This is a genomic window from Streptomyces sp. NRRL WC-3626, from assembly GCF_000718785.1.
GTDB lineage: Bacteria > Actinomycetota > Actinomycetes > Streptomycetales > Streptomycetaceae > Streptomyces > Streptomyces edwardsiae.
This window is the reverse complement of sequence record NZ_JOCA01000010.1, coordinates 168,155-186,585: the sequence shown is the minus strand read 5'-3', so window position 1 is coordinate 186,585 and position 18,431 is coordinate 168,155. Positions and strand designations below refer to the sequence as shown.

General features: G+C 72.2%; 16 protein-coding genes and 1 riboswitch. Of the genes, 9 read left to right on the top strand and 7 right to left on the bottom strand.

Translation table 11 applies throughout. The features are described 5' to 3' along the window. The first annotated feature begins 63 nt into the window (after positions 1-63). Entirely contained in the window at positions 64-1,683 is a 1,620-nt protein-coding gene (locus tag IF28_RS0118470) for a DUF5691 domain-containing protein (RefSeq protein WP_030221296.1), read from the top strand. 320 nt (positions 1,684-2,003) lie between these two features. Here IF28_RS0118470 and IF28_RS0118465 read toward each other — a convergent pair whose 3' ends face one another. Further along, positions 2,004-2,420, bottom strand: a complete 417-nt coding sequence (locus IF28_RS0118465) for a cobalamin B12-binding domain-containing protein (protein WP_030221293.1) — start codon at positions 2,418-2,420, stop codon at positions 2,004-2,006. A gap of 379 nt (positions 2,421-2,799) precedes the next feature. On the opposite strand from IF28_RS0118465, the gene IF28_RS0118460 reads away from it, so the two are divergent. After that, the gene (locus tag IF28_RS0118460; protein ID WP_030221290.1) at positions 2,800-3,666 is read left to right on the top strand and encodes an esterase/lipase family protein; all 867 of its coding nucleotides are present in this window, start codon (positions 2,800-2,802) and stop codon (positions 3,664-3,666) included. 358 nt (positions 3,667-4,024) lie between these two features. After that, the gene (locus IF28_RS0118455) at positions 4,025-5,512 is read left to right on the top strand and encodes a M23 family metallopeptidase (RefSeq protein WP_030221288.1); all 1,488 of its coding nucleotides are present in this window, start codon (positions 4,025-4,027) and stop codon (positions 5,510-5,512) included. 42 nt (positions 5,513-5,554) lie between these two features. On the opposite strand, the gene pcrA is transcribed toward IF28_RS0118455, so the two are convergent. After that, positions 5,555-8,038, bottom strand: a complete 2,484-nt coding sequence (gene pcrA / locus IF28_RS0118450) for a DNA helicase PcrA (RefSeq protein ID WP_030221285.1) — start codon at positions 8,036-8,038, stop codon at positions 5,555-5,557. Positions 8,039-8,294: 256 nt separating this feature from the next. Continuing rightward, positions 8,295-8,453, top strand: a riboswitch (cyclic di-AMP (ydaO/yuaA leader). 7 nt (positions 8,454-8,460) lie between these two features. Between pcrA and IF28_RS0118445 the strand changes: the two genes are divergently transcribed. Both IF28_RS0118445 and IF28_RS0118440 read left to right on the top strand, forming a co-directional pair. Continuing rightward, positions 8,461-9,642 carry a C40 family peptidase gene (locus IF28_RS0118445; RefSeq protein ID WP_030221283.1) on the top strand — a complete coding sequence of 394 codons (1,182 nt, stop codon included), beginning with the start codon at positions 8,461-8,463 and terminating at the stop codon, positions 9,640-9,642. Between the two features lie 129 nt (positions 9,643-9,771). Continuing rightward, a complete protein-coding gene (locus IF28_RS0118440) occupies positions 9,772-10,779 on the top strand; it encodes a tellurite resistance/C4-dicarboxylate transporter family protein (RefSeq protein WP_030221281.1) in 1,008 nt (335 codons plus the stop codon). Here IF28_RS0118440 and IF28_RS0118435 read toward each other — a convergent pair. Beyond that, positions 10,757-11,110, bottom strand: coding sequence for a hypothetical protein (locus IF28_RS0118435; RefSeq protein ID WP_030221277.1), 354 nt, complete (start codon positions 11,108-11,110; stop codon positions 10,757-10,759). The two genes, IF28_RS0118440 and IF28_RS0118435, sit on opposite strands and share 23 nt — an antisense overlap. Before the next feature lie 327 nt (positions 11,111-11,437). On the opposite strand from IF28_RS0118435, the gene IF28_RS0118430 reads away from it, so the two are divergent. After that, a complete protein-coding gene (locus tag IF28_RS0118430; protein WP_030221272.1) occupies positions 11,438-12,466 on the top strand; it encodes a C40 family peptidase in 1,029 nt (342 codons plus the stop codon). 11 nt (positions 12,467-12,477) lie between these two features. Here IF28_RS0118430 and IF28_RS0118425 read toward each other — a convergent pair whose 3' ends face one another. Further along, positions 12,478-13,191: a LuxR C-terminal-related transcriptional regulator gene (locus IF28_RS0118425; RefSeq protein WP_030221269.1), complete on the bottom strand. Its 714-nt coding sequence runs from the start codon at positions 13,189-13,191 to the stop codon at positions 12,478-12,480. Further along, entirely contained in the window at positions 13,188-14,480 is a 1,293-nt protein-coding gene (locus IF28_RS0118420) for an ATP-binding protein (protein ID WP_030221265.1), read from the bottom strand. The genes IF28_RS0118425 and IF28_RS0118420 overlap by 4 nt, the downstream gene beginning before the upstream one ends. A gap of 179 nt (positions 14,481-14,659) precedes the next feature. On the opposite strand from IF28_RS0118420, the gene IF28_RS0118415 reads away from it, so the two are divergent. Next, a complete protein-coding gene (locus tag IF28_RS0118415) occupies positions 14,660-16,021 on the top strand; it encodes a PspC domain-containing protein (RefSeq protein ID WP_030221263.1) in 1,362 nt (453 codons plus the stop codon). Further along, a complete protein-coding gene (locus IF28_RS0118410) occupies positions 16,008-16,217 on the top strand; it encodes a hypothetical protein (RefSeq protein ID WP_030221258.1) in 210 nt (69 codons plus the stop codon). The genes IF28_RS0118415 and IF28_RS0118410 overlap by 14 nt, the downstream gene beginning before the upstream one ends. A gap of 62 nt (positions 16,218-16,279) precedes the next feature. Here IF28_RS0118410 and IF28_RS0118405 read toward each other — a convergent pair whose 3' ends face one another. After that, positions 16,280-16,906 (bottom strand): class I SAM-dependent methyltransferase, encoded by a 627-nt coding sequence (locus IF28_RS0118405; protein ID WP_030221255.1) that lies wholly within the window; start codon positions 16,904-16,906, stop codon positions 16,280-16,282. A gap of 63 nt (positions 16,907-16,969) precedes the next feature. On the opposite strand from IF28_RS0118405, the gene IF28_RS0118400 reads away from it, so the two are divergent. Further along, on the top strand, positions 16,970-17,632 hold the full coding sequence (locus IF28_RS0118400) for a TetR/AcrR family transcriptional regulator (protein ID WP_030221253.1): 663 nt from the start codon (positions 16,970-16,972) through the stop codon (positions 17,630-17,632). Between the two features lie 184 nt (positions 17,633-17,816). Here the strand turns inward: IF28_RS0118400 and IF28_RS0118395 are convergent, their stop codons facing one another. Continuing rightward, positions 17,817-18,329, bottom strand: a complete 513-nt coding sequence (locus IF28_RS0118395; protein ID WP_106982085.1) for a DoxX family protein — start codon at positions 18,327-18,329, stop codon at positions 17,817-17,819. Positions 18,330-18,431 lie beyond the last annotated feature (102 nt).

Here is an 18,431-nt window from a genome sequence, read left to right as displayed (position 1 = left end):
CACTGGACACCCGGTGCGCCCGGGTCCTCGACCGTGCCGGGACGCCCGTCCGAAAGGAAGCTGATGAGCACGACGACCACCGCCGTGGACGCGTCCCTCCCTGACTCCTGGGGGGAGCTGGTGACCACGGCCCTGCTGGGCACCGACCGGCGCACACCGCCGGGCTCCGCGCCCGGGCCGGACGCGCCGTCCGCCCTGCTGGACGCGGCGGCCGCGGCGACCGTACGGCGCCGCGCCGGGCTGCGGCCGGGACGGGCCGCGCGGCGGCCGGAGCCGGCCCCCGAGGATCCGCGCCCCGCGCTGCCGCCGGCCGCCGCGCGCCGGCTCACGATGCTGCTGGCCGACCGTCCCGGCACGCCCGGCGGCGGGCGCCGGGGCACGGCACCGGACCTCATGGAGCTGCTGCCGCAGTGGCTGGCGACGGCGAACGCCCGCGGTTACGCCGCACCCCCGGCCGTCCTGCCCGCCCTGCTGGACGCCGCGCGGGGACGGACGGACCTGCGTCCGGCGGCGCTGCGTTTCGCGGGGCCGCGCGCCCTGTGGCTGGCCCGGCTCAACCCGGACTGGCGGTTCGCCCTGCGCGCCGCGCCGGGCGGGGGCGCCTCGGTACCCGGCGCCCGGGACACCGAGGGCGTACGGCGGCTCTGGCGGGAGGGCCTCTTCGCCGAGCGGGTCGCCCTCCTCGCCGCCCTGCGCTCCCGCGAGCCCGCCTCCGCGCGCGAACTCCTCGCGACGACGTGGGCGACGGAGCGGGCGGAGGACCGGCTGATGTTCGTGGACTCGCTGCGCACGGGACTCGGCCCGGACGACGAGCCGTTCCTGGAGCAGTCCCTGGCCGACCGCAGCCGCAACGTACGGGCGACGGCGGCGGAGCTGCTGTCGGCGCTGCCCGGCTCGGCGCTGGCGGAGCGGATGGCGGTGCGGGCCGGGGCCTGTGTGGCCGTCGACCACACCCGTGACACACCGACGATCACGGTCGAGGCGCCGCACGAGTGCGACGCCGGCATGGAGCGCGACGGGGTGGTGGCGAGACCGCCCGCGGGCCGGGGCGAACGGTCCTGGTGGCTGGGCCAGCTGGTGGAAGCGGCCCCGCTCGGCGGCTGGCCGGGCCGGCTCGGCGGGCGTACGCCCCGGGAGATCGTGGCGCTGCCGGTGGCGGACGACTGGCAGGGCGAACTGCACGCGGCCTGGTGCCGGGCCGCCGTACGGCAGCGGGACGCGACATGGTCCCGGGCGCTGCTCGGCGAGCCCTCCGCGCCGGAGGCGGGCGGTCCGGGGGCGGTGTCGCTGGCCGAACGGGCGAAACTGCTCGGCACGCTGGGCGCCGCCGAACGGGCGGAGTGGGTGGCCGGGTTCATCGAGACGCACGGCCTGTCCGAGGCGTTCCAGCTGCTCGGGGTGTGTGCCGTGCCGTGGGCCGCGCCGGTCGGACGGGCGGTGGCCGACGCGCTCAACATCGCGCGCGACGCAGGGAGTTATCCATGGAGTTTCAGCGGAGTCATGGGCCTGGCCGAACGCTGCCTCGACCCGTCCGAGGCAAGCCGCCTGGAGGCGCTCCTGGCCCTGCCGGACGAACCGGAGAACGCCTCCCCCGGCGCCGGCGGCTACTGGTCGGAAGCCTTCCAACGCCTGGTGACAACCCTCCACCTGAGAGCAAGGATCCACTCCGAACTAACCCCGTAGCCACCACCCCGCCAGCCACGAACAGCCCCCCACGGGCACTCGTGCCGCAGAACCGGCACCCCCACCCCTGCACTCCCACGGACAGCCGCCTCCGCGCTCCGCGGGCAGTCGTGCCGCTGGGGCGGCACGGGTGGGCGCGACGGCACCCCGCGAGCGCCGGGCAGCGCGAACACTCCTCGGCCCACCCACACGCGAGCACGCCGCACCGCGCCGGGCAGCGCGAACACCCCCGGCCGGCACCTACGCGGCCCGCGCGGAAACCGGGCAGCCCGACCCACCCCGGGCCCGCCCCGGCACGCGAACGGCCGCCGGGCCCCGCCCTACGCCCCCGCTGGCTGACGCACGTTACTCCGCACCCAGTCCACGATCGACGCCGTGGTAGCCCCCGGAGTGAAGATCTCCGCGACCCCCTTCGACTTCAGAGGAGCGATGTCCGCCTCGGGAATGATCCCCCCGCCGAACACCAGGATGTCCGCCGCGTCCCGCTCACCCAACAGCTCGATCACCGCCGCGAACAACGTGTTGTGCGCCCCGGACAGAATGGACAACCCGATCGCGTCCGCGTCCTCCTGGATCGCCGTGTCGACGATCTGCTCGGGAGTCTGGTGAAGCCCGGTGTAGATCACCTCCATACCGGCGTCGCGCAGCGCCCGCGCGATCACCTTGGCCCCGCGATCGTGGCCGTCGAGCCCCGGCTTGGCCACCACCACGCGGATCGGACCGGCTGCCACACCCATCACTGCCTCCATGAAGCGACTACATCCATCCGTACCGACAAGTACCGCACACATCCGTCATGCCGTACACATCGCTCGGGAACCCCGGCTCCAACCGGCCGGGGAAGTGAACGAACGTTATCTCCAGCATCCCGCAACCGGCAGTTTCGCGGTGCGCAGGGAGGGGCAAATCACACGGAGGGCCACGTTCACCGCGTGCCCGTGCACCACTCGGGCAACGGTGGGACGATGCGCATAAGGGATTCGCCCCGAGGTCGCCGAGTCACCGCGCTCCCTCCACCCCTCTCACGCGCACTCCGTCGACCGCTCTCGTAGCGATTCCCCATAAGGGCACACGGGGGACAAGGCTGTCCCTCCGCGTGCCGACAGGAGGTCGGCCATGAAGGTCACTCAGGCAGCTCTCCCCTTTCTGCCGCTCTGCCGGCGTCTTCTGCCGACCCGGCTGGCGGATCTCTCCGTGACCCTGCTGAAGGCGACCGCCCTGGAGCTGGCGATCCTCGCGGGTCACCTCCTGCTCTATCCCGTCGGCATCGTCCAGGAGCGCCGGGGCGCGCGCCCGGCACTGCCCGTCCCGGACGGCACCGCGCAGCTGCCGACGGAGGCCAAGCCCCCGGTGGTGCTGCTGCACGGCTTCATCGACAACCGGTCGGTCTTCGTCCTGCTGCGCCGCAGCCTCTCCCAGCACGGCAGGCAGCAGATCGAGTCGCTCAACTACTCCCCGCTGACCTGCGACATCCGTATCGCGGCCGAACTGCTCGGCCGGCATATAGAGCAGGTGTGCGAGCGCACGGGCAGTCACCGGGTGGATGTGGTCGGGCACAGCCTCGGCGGGCTCATCGCGCGGTACTACGTGCAGCGGCTCGGCGGTGACGCCCGGGTGCGGACGCTCGTCACGCTCGGTACGCCGCACTCCGGCACGCGCGTCGCGCCGCTGGCCAACGCGCACCCCATCGTGCGCCAGATGCGTCCCGGCTCACCGGTGCTCGAGGAGCTCGCGCTGCCCTCGCCGGGCTGCCGTACGCACTTCGTCGCGTTCTGGAGCGACCTCGACCACATCATGGACCCGCTGGAGTCGGCCTGCGTCGAGCACCCCGACCTGACGGCGGTGAACGTACGGGTGAGCGGCGTCGGCCATCTCGCCCTGCCCGTGCACCCGGCCGTGGCGACCGGCATACGGCAGGCCCTGGACACGGCACACCCCGGAGAGCCGTCGACCGGCCGCCCGGAGGGGCTGACGGTGGCGTGACGGCGGCCTGACCGCCCCCGATCGACCGGCGCCCGCGCGCACGACACGCCGGGCGCCGACGTCTGCGCGCCAAGCGGAACCGTGCGCCCCCTCCGTAGAAATCCGAACAACAACGGTCCGAGAAGGCCCACTTACCGCCCTCGAACCGCGCACGATCTCGAACAGGTTTCGAACAAAGAGCCAAGACCACGCCCATCGTCCACCAAAAGACGACCGATTGCCCGTTTCCTGCGCCGGCGAAACCTGCGGAAGATTGTCGAGCCCGCGTACCGCCGGGTACAGTCGCCGCACTGCTCTGCCAGCCCCTGTTGTCGAGGCGAAAGAGAAGTTGGTGAACGACCGTCACCCGTCGGGGACCATGGCCCCGGCCCCGGCTTCCGATGCCGCCGCTGCGAGCTATGCGTCGTACGGCACACAGGAAGCCCAGTACGGCGACTTCACCACGTACGGCGGCTACGACGCCACCGGTTATGACGCCACCCATTTCGGGACCGGCGCGCACACCACCGGAAGCTTCGCCACCGACCCCCTCTTCGGCGACCTGCCGGGCGGCGGCCAGGACACGGGCGCCCATGCGACGGCCGGCCAGTGGTCCACGGGCGGCCAGGAGACCGGACAGTACGACACGTACGCGGCCGGATACCCGTCCACGTACGACACCGGCGGCTACGACGCGACCGCCTGGGCCACCGGCGGGCAGCAGACGACCGCGGTGATCCCGCCGCAGGCCGGCTCCCCGGAGACCGGTCAGTGGGATTCCGGCGAGTGGCTCCAGGCCGACCCGGCCGCGCACCCCGCCGACCAGACCCAGCAGTGGGACTGGGGCACGCAGGTCTACGACAGCGGCGCCTACGACGCCACCCAGTGGAACTCCGCCGGCGGCGAGACGGCCACCCAGGACCCCGCCCCCGACGGCTACGAGACTCCGGCCGAGTCCTACGAGGCCCGGCCCGACTCGTACGAGAGCTTCGGCCAGGAGCCCTACGAGGCCCCTGCCGCCGACGGGCCGGCCGACACCGGTGAGATGCCCGCGGTGCACCTGCTCGACGAGCAGGAGGAGATCGTCCCCGCCCCCGCCCCGGCGCCGCGCGCAGCGCGCTCCGGTTCGCGTTCCCGCCGCCGTATGCCCGCCAAGCGCTCCGCGCTGCTGACGGTGGCCGTTCCCTCGGCGTGTGTGATGGGTGTCGCCGGGATCGCGGCGGCCTCGGTCGGCGATCTCGCCGAGGACGGCGGCCAGGAGACGAAGACGACGGCCGCGGACGCCCCGCCGGTGCAGCCGTCCGCCGCCAACATCAAGCTCGACACCCAACTGGAGAGCCTCGCCGCCGGCGCCGACGACTTCGCCGACCGGGCCAGCCGCACCCAGGAGCGCATCGACCTCAAGGCGCAGCAGGAGGCCGAGCGCAGGCAGGCCGCGGAGGAGGCCGCCCGCAAGGAGCGACTGCGGCCGAAGTTCGCGCTCCCCGTCGCGCGGCACGGCCTCAGCGCCTACTACGGCCAGGCCGGCATCAACTGGATGTCCGTCCACACCGGCATCGACTTCCCCGTCTCGTACGGCACGCCCGTGATGGCGGCGACCGACGGCACGGTGCGCACGCAGTACAACTCCGCCTACGGCAACATGATGATCGTGACGGCGAAGGACGGCACGGAGACGTGGTACTGCCACCTCTCCAGCTACCAGGTCGCCTTCGGTACGACGGTGAAGGCCGGCGACCGGATCGCGTTCTCCGGGGACTCCGGCAACTCGACCGGTCCGCACCTGCACTTCGAGGTCCGCCCGGGCGGCGGCTCGGCGATCGACCCGCTCTCCTGGCTGCGCAGCCACGGCCTCGACCCGTCGTAGGACCGCCACAGGACGGTCCTCCCGACGGATCGCCGGCCGGCGCTACAGCTTCTCGACCGGCGCGTACCGCAGCAGCAGCCGCTTGGGCTTGGTGTCCCCGAAGTCGATCGTCGCCTCCGCGTTCCCGCCCGTGCCCTTGACGCCGACCACGGTGCCGAGGCCGAACTGGTCGTGCGTGACCCGGTCCCCCACCGCCAGCGACACCACGGGCTTGTCCGCGCTCCGCCGGGTGGCGAAGCCGGAACCGCCCGACGCGGACGAGCGGGAGCGGGACGACGACAGCGAGGCCGCCACCCCCGACGCCGGACCGGACGACACGGGCGCGCTCGCCCCGGTCCGCTTCCACTCCAGGTGGGCGGCCGGGATCTCCTCGAGGAACCGCGAGGGCGGGTTGTACGACGGCTGGCCCCACGCGCTGCGCAGCGTCGACCGGGTGAGGTACAGCCGCTCCCGCGCGCGGGTGATGCCGACGTACGCGAGGCGCCGCTCCTCCTCCAGCTCCTTGGTCTCGCCGAGGGCGCGCATGTGCGGGAAGACGCCGTCCTCCATGCCGGTGAGGAAGACGACCGGGAACTCCAGGCCCTTGGCCGTGTGCAGGGTCATCAGGGTGATGACGCCGGAACCGTCCTCGTCCTCGTCGGGGATCTGGTCGGAGTCGGCGACCAGGGCGACCTGCTCCAGGAAGTCGGACAGGGCGACCGACTCGCCCTCGCCGCGCTCCTGCTCGAACTCCAGCGCGACGGCGGCGAGTTCCTGAAGGTTCTCGATCCGGGTCTCGTCCTGCGGGTCGGTGGAGGCCTGCAGCTCGGCGAGGTATCCAGTGCGTTCGAGGATCGCCTCCAGGACCGTCGCCGGGCCCGCCCCGGACTCGACGACCGTACGGAGGTCCTCCATCAGCGTGTTGAACCGCTTCACGGCGTTCGACGACCGCGCGGCCATGCCGTACGCCTCGTCGACGCGCCTCAGGGCCTGCGGGAAGCTGATCTTCTCGCGCTGGGCGAGTGCGTCGATCATGGCCTCCGCGCGGTCGCCGATGCCCCGCTTGGGGACGTTGAGGATACGGCGCAGCGGCACCGAGTCCTCGGGGTTGGCGAGCACCCGCAGATAGGCCAGGACGTCCCTGACCTCCTTGCGCTCGTAGAAGCGGACACCGCCGACGACCTTGTAGGGCAGGCCGACGCGGATGAAGATCTCCTCGAAGACACGGGACTGGGCGTTGGTGCGGTAGAAGACGGCGACGTCGCCCGCCTTGGCCTTGCCCGAGTCCGTGAGGCGGTCTATCTCGTCGGCGACGAACTGCGCCTCGTCGTGCTCGGTGTCCGCGACGTACCCGGTGATCCGCGCGCCGCTGCCGGCGTTGGTCCACAGGTTCTTGGGGCGGCGGGACTCGTTGCGCTCGATGACGGCGTTGGCGGCGCTCAGGATCGTCTGGGTGGAGCGGTAGTTCTGCTCCAGCAGGATCGTCGTCGCGTCCGGGTAGTCCTCCTCGAACTGGAGGATGTTGCGGATCGTCGCGCCGCGGAAGGCGTAGATCGACTGGTCGGCGTCGCCCACCACGCACAGCTCGGCGGGCGGCACCTCGGCCTCCGGCGGCACCTCGACGGGGCGCTCGGAGGCCCCGCCGACCAGCTCACGCACGAGTGCGTACTGGGCGTGGTTGGTGTCCTGGTACTCGTCGACCATGACGTGCCGGAAGCGGCGGCGGTAGTGCTCGGCGACGTCCGGGAAGGCGCGCAGCAGATTGACCGTCGTCATGATCAGGTCGTCGAAGTCGAGCGCGTTGGCCTCGCGCAGCCGCGACTGGTACATGGCGTAGGCCTGGGCGAGGGTCTTCTCGAAACCGTCGGCCGCCTGGGCGGCGAAGTCCTCCTCGTCGATCAGCTCGTTCTTCAGGTTGCTGATCTTGGCGCTGAAGGACTTCGGCGGGAACCGCTTGGGGTCGAGGTCCAGGTCGCGGCAGACCAGGGCCATCAGCCGCTTGGAGTCGGCGGCGTCGTAGATCGAGAACGACGACGTGAAGCCGAGCTTCTTGCTCTCGCGGCGCAGGATGCGCACACACGCGCTGTGGAACGTCATCACCCACATGGCGCCCGCGCGCGGGCCGACGAGCTGCTCGACGCGCTCCTTCATCTCGCCGGCGGCCTTGTTGGTGAAGGTGATCGCGAGGATCTGGCCCGGGTGGACATGCCGCTCGGCCAGCAGGTGGGCGATGCGGTGGGTGAGCACACGCGTCTTGCCGGAGCCGGCGCCGGCCACGATGAGCAGCGGGGAGCCGGAGTGCACGACGGCGGCGCGCTGGTTGTCGTTCAGCCCCTCCAGCAGGGCCGCGGCGTCGATCACCGGGCGCGGGGCGCCGTCGCGGTAGTAGGCGTCCCTGTCCGGCGGCACGTCGAACTTCCCGTCGAACAGGTCGTCCGGGATCCGCTCCGGGGCGTGCTCGTCGTCGGGCGGTGGCGGGGGCTCGTCCGCGGGGCCCCGCTGGGCCTGGAGGTCCGCCAGGAAGCTGTCGTCAAAGAGGCTGCTCATCGCTCTCCGAGTCTAGGGCGCCCCACCGACAACCCGGGCCCGCCCCGGGAACATCCCCGGATTCCGGCCGCCCGCGCGAAAACGCGCACCCTGCACAACCATCACCTCACCCAGAGTCACACCTGTCATAAGGTCACGAAAATGTATCGGGCATATCACCCATCAACCTTCACAAGGGCCACACCAGTTGGCTACCGTGCGGGCGGGCCGTACGACCCCCACCGGCGAACCTCGCCGGGCCGCGCGGCCTCCGCCGAGTCCGTCCCTGCCGATCGCGGCAGCCGGAGCCGGGGACCCACCGAGACCCCTGGGGTGAATCGGCCCACTCCTTCGCGGAGCGGCCGTAGGGCAACCCTTCCAGGCAAGCCGCCCGAACCCGACAGCTAACCCGGTAGGCGGAGCATTGGAAGGAGTCGCCTCCCTTGGCGTCGCACCGCAAGTCGCGCACCCCCGGCACGCGCGTGGCAGGCATACGGACCCCGGCCCTGGCCACGGCCGCCCTGACCTCCGTGGCCCTGCTGTCCCAGACGGCCACCGCCGCCCCCTCCGACGACGGCAAGCCGAGCCTGGAGGAGGTCGAGAAGAAGGTCGGCGACCTCTACCGCCAGGCGGAGTCGGCGACCGAGAAGTACAACGCGGCCAAGGAGAAGACCGCGAAGCAGCGCAAGCAGGTCGACACGCTCCTGGACGACGTGGCCAAGCGCACCCAGAAGCTCAACGACGCGCGTGAGGAGCTGGGTTCCTTCGCCGCCGCCCAGTACCGGACCGGCGCGGGGCTGCCCGACACCGCGACCTTCCTGCTCGCGGACACCCCGCAGGACGTCTTCGACCAGCGCCAGGTGATGGACCGGCTGACCGGCCGCCAGAAGGACGCGGTCGACGACTACGTCACCCAGCAGTCCGAGACCATGAAGAAGCGCCAGGAGGCCACCCAGAGCCTCGAGACGCTCACCGAGTCCCAGGGCGACCTGAAGACGGCCAAGGCCACCGTCCAGAAGAAGCTCGGTGACGCGCGTGCGCTGATGTCGAAGCTGACCGCCGAGGAGAAGGCGCGGCTCGCGGCGATCGAGAAGGAGAAGCAGGACGAGGCCGCCCGCAAGGCCGCCGAGCTCGCCGAGCGGCAGGCGGCGCGGGAGAAGGCCCAGGAGGAGGCCGCGGCCCAGCAGGACAGCGGCAGCCCGGCCGGTTCCGGGGCAACCGGGTCCTCCGGTTCGACGACCTCGCCGTCCACCGGCTCCGGGTACGCCGCCAAGGCCGAGAAGGCGCTCGCCTTCGCCCGCGCGCAGATCGGCAAGCCGTACGTGTGGGGTGCCACCGGACCCGGCTCCTACGACTGCTCCGGCCTCACCCAGGCCGCCTGGAAGGCCGCCGGCGTCTCCCTCCCGCGCACCACCTACGACCAGGTGAACGCGGGCACGACGGTCCCCGTCTCCCAGGCCCAGCCCGGCGACCTGGTCTTCTTCTACGACGACGTCACACACGTGGGCATCTACATCGGCAACGGGATGATGATCCACGCCCCGAAGCCGGGCACGTACGTCCGCGAGGAGTCGGTCTACTACGACGGCGAGTCCGCGATCCACAGCGTGGTCCGCCCCGCCTGACACGTTCGGCGGCGCACGGCCGGGCGGGGTCTTCGGTCCCCGGCCGGCGGATCGGCCCGGAGGAAACGGGCGGCACCCTCGCCGTTCGCGTCTCCGGCATGATCCGCCGGACAGGCCTAGCATCGGACCATGCCCGCCCCGTCGCCGTACCCGTTCCGTGCCTGGTGGGCGCAGCGCTCTCCGGCGGCGGGCGCCGCGGTCATGGCGACCGGCATCGTGTCGGTCGCCCTGCATCTGGCGGGGTACGAGACCCTCTCCCTGATCGCGCTCGTGCCGGCCTGTGCCGCCTGGCTGGGGCTGGCGGCGGAGTTCGTGCTCCGGCTGGCACGGGAGCGCGAGCGGTGGCTGGCGGAGGCCCAGACGCCGGGCGCGCTCACCGCCGTCGCGGCGACGACCGTGCTGGGCACACGCGTGGCCTCGCTCGGAGAAAACGCCCTGGCCTGGGCACTGCTCGCGGTGGCCACGGTGTGCTGGCCGACGCTGCTCGTCCTGGTCGTACGGCGATGGCGGCCGCGCATGCCGGGAGCCGTGTTCCTGTGCTGTGTGGCCACCCAGGGGCTCGCCGTGCTGGGTGCCACGCTGGCGCGGTCCGAGTCGGCGGACTGGCTCGCGCATGTGGCGCTGACGCTGTTCTGGCTCGGTCTGGTGCTCTACGGTCTCGCCCTGTTCCGCTTCGACCCGCGCCAGGTGACCGTAGGGCCGGGCGATCAGTGGGTCGCGGGCGGCGCGGTCGCCATCTCCTCGCTCGCCGGGTCGAAACTGCTCGCCGCCGACGGCGGGGCGCTGTACCTCTGGAACGACGACGGCTCCGCCGTCCTGCGCCTCACCACCGGCGTCCTGCTGGTGCTCGACCTGGCCTGGTACGCGGTGCTGACGGCCGCCGAGATCCTGCGGCCCCGGCTGTCCTACGACACGCGGCGCTGGGCGACCGTGTTCCCGCTGGGGATGACGGCGGCGGCCGCGCTGTCCGCGTCCACCGCCGTCGGCGTCCCCTGGCTCGAGGGCCTGGGGCGAGTGCTGATGTGGGTGGCGGTCGCGGCCTGGCTGGCGGTCGCCGCCGGGGCGGTCGCCTCCGCGCGGACCGCGGTCACGTCCGACCCCGTGGAGCGGGAGATCAGGTCCACAGCACGGCGATGAAGATGTTCGCCGTGGTCAGCAGCCCCACCAGACCGAACAGGCCCTTGTCCACCTTCTCGTCGTCCCGCTTCACGTAGACCAGTCCGAGGATCACGATCAGCAGGGCCAGCTTCACGCCGATCTTGATGTTGTCGACGGAGTGGTCCTCCGCCTGGTGGAGCCCGACCAGGACCACACCGGTGACCAGCATCGTCAGCGCGCCGTGCAGCATCGCGGGGACGAACCGGGCGGTGCCCTGGCCCATCGCCTTCATCTGGGTGAGGAAGCCGCCGAGGAGCGACGCGATGCCGATGATGTGCAGACCGACGAAGAGGTGGATGAGTACGTCCATGAGGCCGGAGCCTAGCCATGGCCGCCTCGTACCACTCCGGCGCCCTCGTCCGGCGCTCCTCCGGCATATCGATCATCACCCTGAGTGAACGCGGCGTGATTTCTCTCACTTACGGTCACTCGGCGGTCCGCTCACGTCACTTCCGCACAACCCGTCACGGGGGTGGCGCGGCCGGCCCTAGCGTCCTGCCCCAGGTGACCGGCTCTCCACCGCCGCCCCGGCCAGGGGTGGCAGCCGGACACACCGCCGAGAAAGGGTCCGGCGGCGGACCGCTCCCCCTGTGCACCCCCGCCGCCGGACCGCTCGCCGGACGCGGACAGGAGTGACGTGGCAGCGCACCGCAGGACCCGGCAGCGCACGGCGGGCACAGGCCCCGCCCGTACGGCGGCCGCCATCGCCCTCGCCGGCGCGACCGCCGCGACCGGCCTCGGCGGGACGGCGCTCGCCGCGCCACGGCCGGCACCGGACACGGTCGCGGCCGATGTGAACCGGCTCTACCGGGAGGCGGAGGCCGCCACCGAGAAGTACAACGGCGCCAGGGAGAAGGCCGACTCCGCCCAGCGGCGGCTGAGCGCGCTGCAGGACGAGGCGGCCCGCAGAAGGGAACGGCTCAACTCCGCGCGGGACGCGCTGGGCACGGTCGCCGCCGCGCAGTACCGCACCGGCGGCCTGGACCCTGCCTTGCGGCTCGCCCTCTCCGAGGACCCGGACGGCTATCTGGAGGGCGCCGCACTCGTCGAACGCGCGGGCACCCGCCGGCAGGCGGAGGTGGGGCGCGTACGCGAACAGCTCCGGGAGATCGAGCAGTTGCGCGGCGCGGCACGCGTCGAGGTGAAGGAGCTGACGTCCCGCCGGGCCGAGCTGAGGCGGCACAGGAAGACGGTCAACGGCAAGCTGACCGAGGCCCGCCGGCTGCTGTCCGGGCTGACGTCCGGGCAGCGCGCGGCGTTCACCGGCGGCCCCTCCACGGACGTGGGGGAAGCCGCCACCTCCCAGACCGCTCCGAGCCCCCGCGCGGCGCAGGCCGTCTCCTACGTCCGCGGCAAGCTCGGCAGCCCCTATGTCTGGGGTGCGACCGGCCCGGACGCCTTCGACTGCTCGGGCCTCGTCCAGGCCGCGTACCGCTCCGCCGGTGTCTCCGTGCCCCGCACGACCTACGCCCAGATCGACTCCGGCCGCCGTGTCCCCCGCTCCGAACTCCTCCCCGGCGACCTCGTCTTCTTCTATCCGGGCATCACCCACGTGGGCCTCTACATCGGCGACGGCCGCATGATCCACGCCCCGAACCCCTCGGCCCCGGTCCGCGTGGCCCCCATCGACGAGATGCCGTTCGCGGGGGCGACACGCGTGGTGTGACGGCCCGCCGCTCAGACCAGCCGGCGTGCCGTCGCCCAGCGGGTCAGTTCGTGGCGGTTGGAGAGCTGGAGTTTCCGCAGGACCGCCGAGACATGGGACTCGACCGTCTTCACCGAGATGAACAGCTGCTTGGCGATCTCCTTGTAGGCGTAGCCGCGGGCGATCAGGCGCAGGACCTCCCGCTCGCGCTGGGTGAGCCGGTCGAGGTCCTCGTCGACCGGCGGGGCGTCGGTGGAGGCGAAAGCGTCCAGGACGAAGCCGGCCAGCCGCGGGGAGAAGACCGCGTCGCCCTCTTGGACCCGGAAGATCGAGTCGACCAGATCCGTGCCCGTGATCGTCTTGGTGACGTAGCCGCGCGCGCCGCCCCGGATCACCCCGATGACGTCCTCCGCCGCGTCCGACACGGACAGGGCGAGGAAACGCACCGGCTGTTCGGCGTCGGCCATCAACGGGGCGCAACGGCGCAGCACTTCCACGCCGCCGCCGCCGGGCAGGTGTACGTCGAGCAGGACCACCTCGGGCCGGGTCGCGGTGATGACCGTGACCGCCTGGTCGACGTCGGCGGCCTCCCCGACCACCTCGACGCCCGTCTGCTCGGTCTGCCCGATCTCGGCCTGGACTCCCGTACGGAACATGCGGTGGTCGTCGACGAGGACGACCCGCACATGACGCCCGGCGCCCTCCGCCGGTCCCGTCGTTCCGTTCGCCTCGGTCGGCTCACTCATGACGTCTTCTCCGCCCTCTCCATCTCCAGCTCGACCTCCGTGCCGCCGTCCGGCACCGCGCGCAGCCGCGCCGTGCCGCCGTTGCGCTCCATGCGGCCGATGATCGATTCTCTGACGCCCATGCGGTCGGCGGGTATCGAGTCCAGGTCGAAGCCGGGGCCGCGGTCCCGGACGGACACGAAGACCGTCTTCCCCTCGACTTCGGCGAAGACCTGCACCGCGCCTCCCTCGCCACCGTACTTGGCGGCGTTGACCATCGCTTCGCGTGCGGCCTGCATCTGTGCCCCGATTCTCTCGTCGAGCGGGCAGTCGCCGACGACCACGACCTCGAGGGGGACGCCGTGCTTGTCCTCCACCTCGGCCGCGTTGCGCTTCACGGCCTCGGCGAGGGTGGTGGGTTCGTCGTCCTCGTCCTTGCCGTTGCCCTCCGGTTTGTAGAGCCAGGCGCGCAGGTCGCGCTCCTGGGCGCGGGCCAGGCGGCGCACCTCGCCCGCGTTGTCCGCGTTGCGCTGGATCAGGGTCAGGGTGTGCAGCACCGAGTCGTGGACATGGGCGGCGACCTCCGCGCGCTCCTGGGCGCGGATGCGCATCAGGCGCTCCTCGGAGAGGTCCTGGGTCATGCGCACGAGGTAGGGGCCGGCGAGCAGTGTTATCCCGACGAGGACCGCGAGGGCCGCCTGGAGCACCGAGCCGAGATGGCTGCCGGAGCCGCGCAGGACGAAGATGCCGGAGGCGCCAGCCGTCACCAGCAGCACACCGGCGGCCGCCCGCACCAGGGTCATCGTGCGCCGGCGGCGGCCGACCTCCATCCAGTGGGCCCGGCGTGCGTTGTCCGCCTGCCGCCAGACCAGGGCGACGCCCGCGGCGACGAGCACGGTCGGCCAGAGGTAGACCTTCGCCCCGTTGGTCAGGTTCACATTGCCCACGAAGACCATGGCCACCACGACCATGAGCAGCAGGGCGACTATCTGGCCCTTGTCCGGGCGGCGGGTGACGAGTCTGCGCCGGCCGTCCGGCGAGGTCTCCGTGGTCACCAGCGAGGGCGGCTTCTGCGCGTCCACACCGCCGACGCCCAGCGGTACGAAGAACCAGAACGCCGCGTACAGCAGGGCGCCGAGTCCGTCCGCCGTGAACAGGCCGACGAAGGCGAGCCGCACCCAGACCACGGGCAGCCCGAGATGTCCGGCGAGGCCCCGCGCCACACCACCGAGCCAGCGTCCGTCACTGCTGCGGTAGAGCTTGCGCGGTGGCCTCGGCTCGGCGACTGGCGCTGCTGCGGCTTCCGACATGCCAATGATGGTCACACGCCGGGGTTGCGGGAGCATCAGGGTCCGCCCCGGAGACTCCCCTGATCTCGCCGGCCCGCCCCCGTCGAACTCTCCCCCGGTCCCCCTCGGGGGCCGATATCAGGGTCCGGCCAGGGTCGTACCGACTGCCGCGGCGGCGGCTCGGCCGTCACCATGGACTCATGACCGATCACCAGCACGCCGCGACGGGTCCGGAACCCGTCCCCGGCCCGGGGGGAGCGACCGCCCTGCCACCGGAGCCGGCCGACGACAGCGGGCGTTTCCGGCGGGACCGCCGGCACCAGATGCTCGGCGGGGTGTGCGCGGGGCTCGGCCGGCAGTGCGACATGGACCCGGTGATCTTCCGGATCACGCTCGCGGTCCTGTCCGCCACCGGCGGCATCGGCCTGATCTTCTACGGCTTCGCCTGGCTGTTCGTCCCGTACGAGGAGGAGGACGAGAACGAGATCCGCCGGCTGCTGACCGGCCGGGTCGACGGCCACACCCTGACGGCCGTGCTGTTCGCGCTGGTCGGCTGCGGCGTCTTCCTCACCATGCTGAGCAACGACGGCGTGCTGAGCTTCGCCGTCATACTGTCCCTGCTGCTCGCCGGCGCCGGGTACTGGTCGCGGCGGCGCGGCACCCCCAGTCCCGACCACATAGCCGCCCAGGCCGTGGCCGACGCCCCGCCGGAGCCGCAGGCACCGCCGGTGGCCTCCGCCTATCCCTCGTGGTGGCGCGACCCCATCGTCAAGGACGGTACGCACTTCGGCGGCACGGGCTATCTGTGGGGGCCGCGGGACTCCCGCGACCGGGACATCGACGCCGCCGTCAACATCGGCCTCGGCATCCCCTCCCGCGCCCGCGAGAAGGCGTACGCACCGCCGCACCGCCCCTCGCACCCGCGCGGCCCGCGGGGCGGGATCGGCGGCCGGATATTCCTGCTCGCCCTGGTCGCGGGCGGCCTCGGCACCGGTCTGACGTGGGAGTCGCATCCCCTGGGCACCAGTCTGCAGACCGGTCTCGCCTGCGCGCTCGCCGTCTTCGGTCTCGGCATCGCGGTCAGCGCCTTCATCGGCCGCACCGGGGCCGGGTCGATCGTCCTGGCCGTCCTCACGGCCGGTCTGCTCGCCGGTTCGGCCGCCCTGCCCAAGGACATCGGCACCGACTGGAAGCAGACGACCTGGGGGCCCACCTCGGTCGCGCAGGTGCGCCCGACCTACGACCTGGGCGCGGGCGACGGCGAGCTGGATCTGTCCGCGCTCCGTATCCCCGAGGGCGACACCCTCTCGACGCGGGCGGACGTGGGCCTGGGCCGTATCCACGTGATCGTGCCCCGGGACGTGACCGTGCGGCTGAGCATCGACGTGGGGGTGGGCGACATCCGGTTGCCGGGCGACAAGCAGAAGGACGTGGACGTGGCTCCGGGCAAGCACAAGGAGGTCACCCTGAAGCCGCCGGCCGGCGCCGGGGACGCGGGGACGCTCGACCTCGAACTCCAGGTCGGCGCCGGACAGGCGGAGGTGAGCCGTGCCGCATCATGAGTTCCAGCCGGGCAGGTTGCTCGCCGGTTTCTTCATCGTCCTCGCCGCGGGGATCTACGCCGGGGACGCGGGCGGGCTCTGGGACACCCCGTGGTTCGTGGTCATCCCGGTGGTCACCGGCGGGCTCTGCCTGGCCGGGGCGGTGGGATCGATGACCGGGCTGATACGGCGGCGGAAGGGCCGGACGGCTTCCTGAGCGGGCGATACCGGTCACGCCGGCCGGCTTCCTCCGCGCCGCGGTGCTGGAGCCCGCCGAGTTCACGCCGCGTCGGCGGCGCGCTGCAGCGTGAACCAGAACGTCGGTACCGGGTTCGTGCCGGGCGTCACGTCGGCCAGCCGCCAGCCGGCGAACCTGGCGCCGAGTTCGTCCGCGGTGACGCCGGACCACGAGTCGTCGAATGCCCCGGGCCCGTACCCGAACATCAGCAATCGTGCGCCGGGGGCGGCGCGCTTGGTGAGACCGGCCGCGTAGGCGTCGCGGCGGTGCGGTGGAATTCCGCAGTAGCAGCTCAGGTCGAAGAACAGGTCGTACGGGCCGGGCACGCCCACCTCGTCGAGTCGGGTGGCGTCCCCGCACAGCACCGTGCAGTCCGCTCCGGCCTCGGCGGCCTTCTCCCTCGCCTGCCGGACCGCGCGGTCGACCAGGTCGACGGCCGCCACCCGCCAGCCGTGCCGGGCCAGGTACACGGCATTGGTCCCGGTGCCGCAGCCGAGTTCGAGGACCCGGCCCGGCATCAGCGCGCCGGGCCCCTCTACCAGGGCCACGAGTTCGGGCGGCGTGACGCCGCTGTCCCACGGCGGCTTGCCGTCCCGGTAGAAGTCCTCCAGCACGCTGCGCACAGACGCCTCTTGGTCGAGCTCCGCAGCCGTCCGAGTCCCGCTCATCGCCACCACTCCAAGAAGTTAGAGTCGAACTCTAGTAAGTGACTCTAGATATAGACTCCAGGCATGGATGAGGTCAAGGGATCCGAGGGACCGAACGTCAGGCGCCCCGACAAGCGGGCCGAGCGTTCGCGGCGCACCCGCGAGAAGATCGTCGCGGCGGCGCGGGACCTGTTCGTCGCGCAGGGGTACGGAGCGACGAGCCTTCAGGAGGTTGCGGATCGTGCCGGCGTCGCCGTTCAGACCGTGTACTTCGTGTTCCGTAACAAGCGCGCGTTGTTCAAGGACGTCGTCGACATGTCCATCGCGGGCGACGCCGAACCGGTCGCCACGATGGACCGCGACTGGTTCCGCGCCGCGTGCGCCGAGCCCACCGCGGCCGGGCAGCTGCGCGCTCATGTGCGGGGCGTGCGCGACATCCTCGGCCGTGTCGCCCCGATCATGCCGCTGATCGCCGCGGCGGCGGCCACGGACCCGGAGATCGCCGCGCAGTGGCCCGCCGGCCCCGACCCGCGCTACACCGTCCAGCACGCCGCGGCGAAGGCACTGACCTCCAAGCCCGACGCCCGCCCCGACGTCGATACCGCCCGCGCCGCCGATCTGCTGTACGGGCTGCTCAGCCCAGAGCTGTACCTGATCTTCGTCCGCGACCGGGGCTGGCCCCCCGAGGTCTGGCAGGAGTGGGCCTGCGCGGCCCTCACCGCCCAGCTCTGCACCGATCGGACGTAGGCAGACCGGCCCTTCGGAGGCGGCCGCCGGGGGGGGCGAGCCACGCCATTCGCCGCTGATCGCCGCCGACGCTGTATCGCGCCCTGTCCGTCGCCGGCACTCGCCTCGGACATGCCTCCGATTCGCCGGTCGGGGGCCTTCTTCAGGCCTTCTTCAAGCCCTCTCTTTTTGGCTGGTCGAAGCGCTAGGAGCGCCCTCGGCCGCGCCGGTTCCGGATCAGGGCGTCCAGTGACCAGAGGGGCGCTCCGGCCAGCACGAGGGGTACCCAGCAGAACAGGTACGGGAGGTCGTTGCCGTAGTAGTAGGGGTCGGCGGCCCAACTCACGGTCAGCCAGAGGCTGAGGGAGATCAGGGCTCCGCCGAGGGCGGCCAGGCGGGTGAGCAGGCCGAGCAGGGCGCCGATGCCGACGGCGAGTTCACCGAACGCGATGGCGTAGCCGAAGGCGACGGGATTCTCCAGGGCCATGTCGACCATGGCGGGGATGGCGGAGGAGTCGCGGACGGCGCGCATCATGTCGCCGATCGAGCCTGCGCCGGAGTCCTTCATGAAGGCGCTGTCGGTGAGTTTGTCGATGCCGGCGTAGATGAAGGTGACGCCGAGGAAGAGTCTCAGGGGGATCAGGGCGTGGCGGGCGGCGGTGTCCCGCCAGGTTCCGTCACCGGTGGGGTGTGTGTCCGCGCGCATACTGTGAGTCATCGCCGCTTGCCGCCTCTCACTGCCGTGCCGGCCCCTCGATAGACCATACGTACGACGAATGGAAGTGGCTCAATCCTGGGGGCGGGGTTTTTCTTGGGGCGG

What these genes read in the sequence shown, in the direction of transcription:
- IF28_RS0118470 (WP_030221296.1), top strand. Translation starts at nt 64, where the DNA reads ATGAGCACGACGACCACCGCCGTGGACGCGTCCCTCCCTGACTCCTGG.
- IF28_RS0118465 (WP_030221293.1), bottom strand. Translation starts at nt 2,420, where the DNA reads ATGGGTGTGGCAGCCGGTCCGATCCGCGTGGTGGTGGCCAAGCCGGGG.
- IF28_RS0118460 (WP_030221290.1), top strand. Translation starts at nt 2,800, where the DNA reads ATGAAGGTCACTCAGGCAGCTCTCCCCTTTCTGCCGCTCTGCCGGCGT.
- IF28_RS0118455 (WP_030221288.1), top strand. Translation starts at nt 4,025, where the DNA reads ATGGCCCCGGCCCCGGCTTCCGATGCCGCCGCTGCGAGCTATGCGTCG.
- pcrA (WP_030221285.1), bottom strand. Translation starts at nt 8,038, where the DNA reads ATGAGCAGCCTCTTTGACGACAGCTTCCTGGCGGACCTCCAGGCCCAG.
- IF28_RS0118440 (WP_030221281.1), top strand. Translation starts at nt 9,772, where the DNA reads ATGCCCGCCCCGTCGCCGTACCCGTTCCGTGCCTGGTGGGCGCAGCGC.
- IF28_RS0118435 (WP_030221277.1), bottom strand. Translation starts at nt 11,110, where the DNA reads ATGGACGTACTCATCCACCTCTTCGTCGGTCTGCACATCATCGGCATC.
- IF28_RS0118425 (WP_030221269.1), bottom strand. Translation starts at nt 13,191, where the DNA reads ATGAGTGAGCCGACCGAGGCGAACGGAACGACGGGACCGGCGGAGGGC.
- IF28_RS0118420 (WP_030221265.1), bottom strand. Translation starts at nt 14,480, where the DNA reads ATGTCGGAAGCCGCAGCAGCGCCAGTCGCCGAGCCGAGGCCACCGCGC.
- IF28_RS0118415 (WP_030221263.1), top strand. Translation starts at nt 14,660, where the DNA reads ATGACCGATCACCAGCACGCCGCGACGGGTCCGGAACCCGTCCCCGGC.
- IF28_RS0118405 (WP_030221255.1), bottom strand. Translation starts at nt 16,906, where the DNA reads ATGAGCGGGACTCGGACGGCTGCGGAGCTCGACCAAGAGGCGTCTGTG.
- IF28_RS0118400 (WP_030221253.1), top strand. Translation starts at nt 16,970, where the DNA reads ATGGATGAGGTCAAGGGATCCGAGGGACCGAACGTCAGGCGCCCCGAC.
- IF28_RS0118395 (WP_106982085.1), bottom strand. Translation starts at nt 18,329, where the DNA reads ATGACTCACAGTATGCGCGCGGACACACACCCCACCGGTGACGGAACC.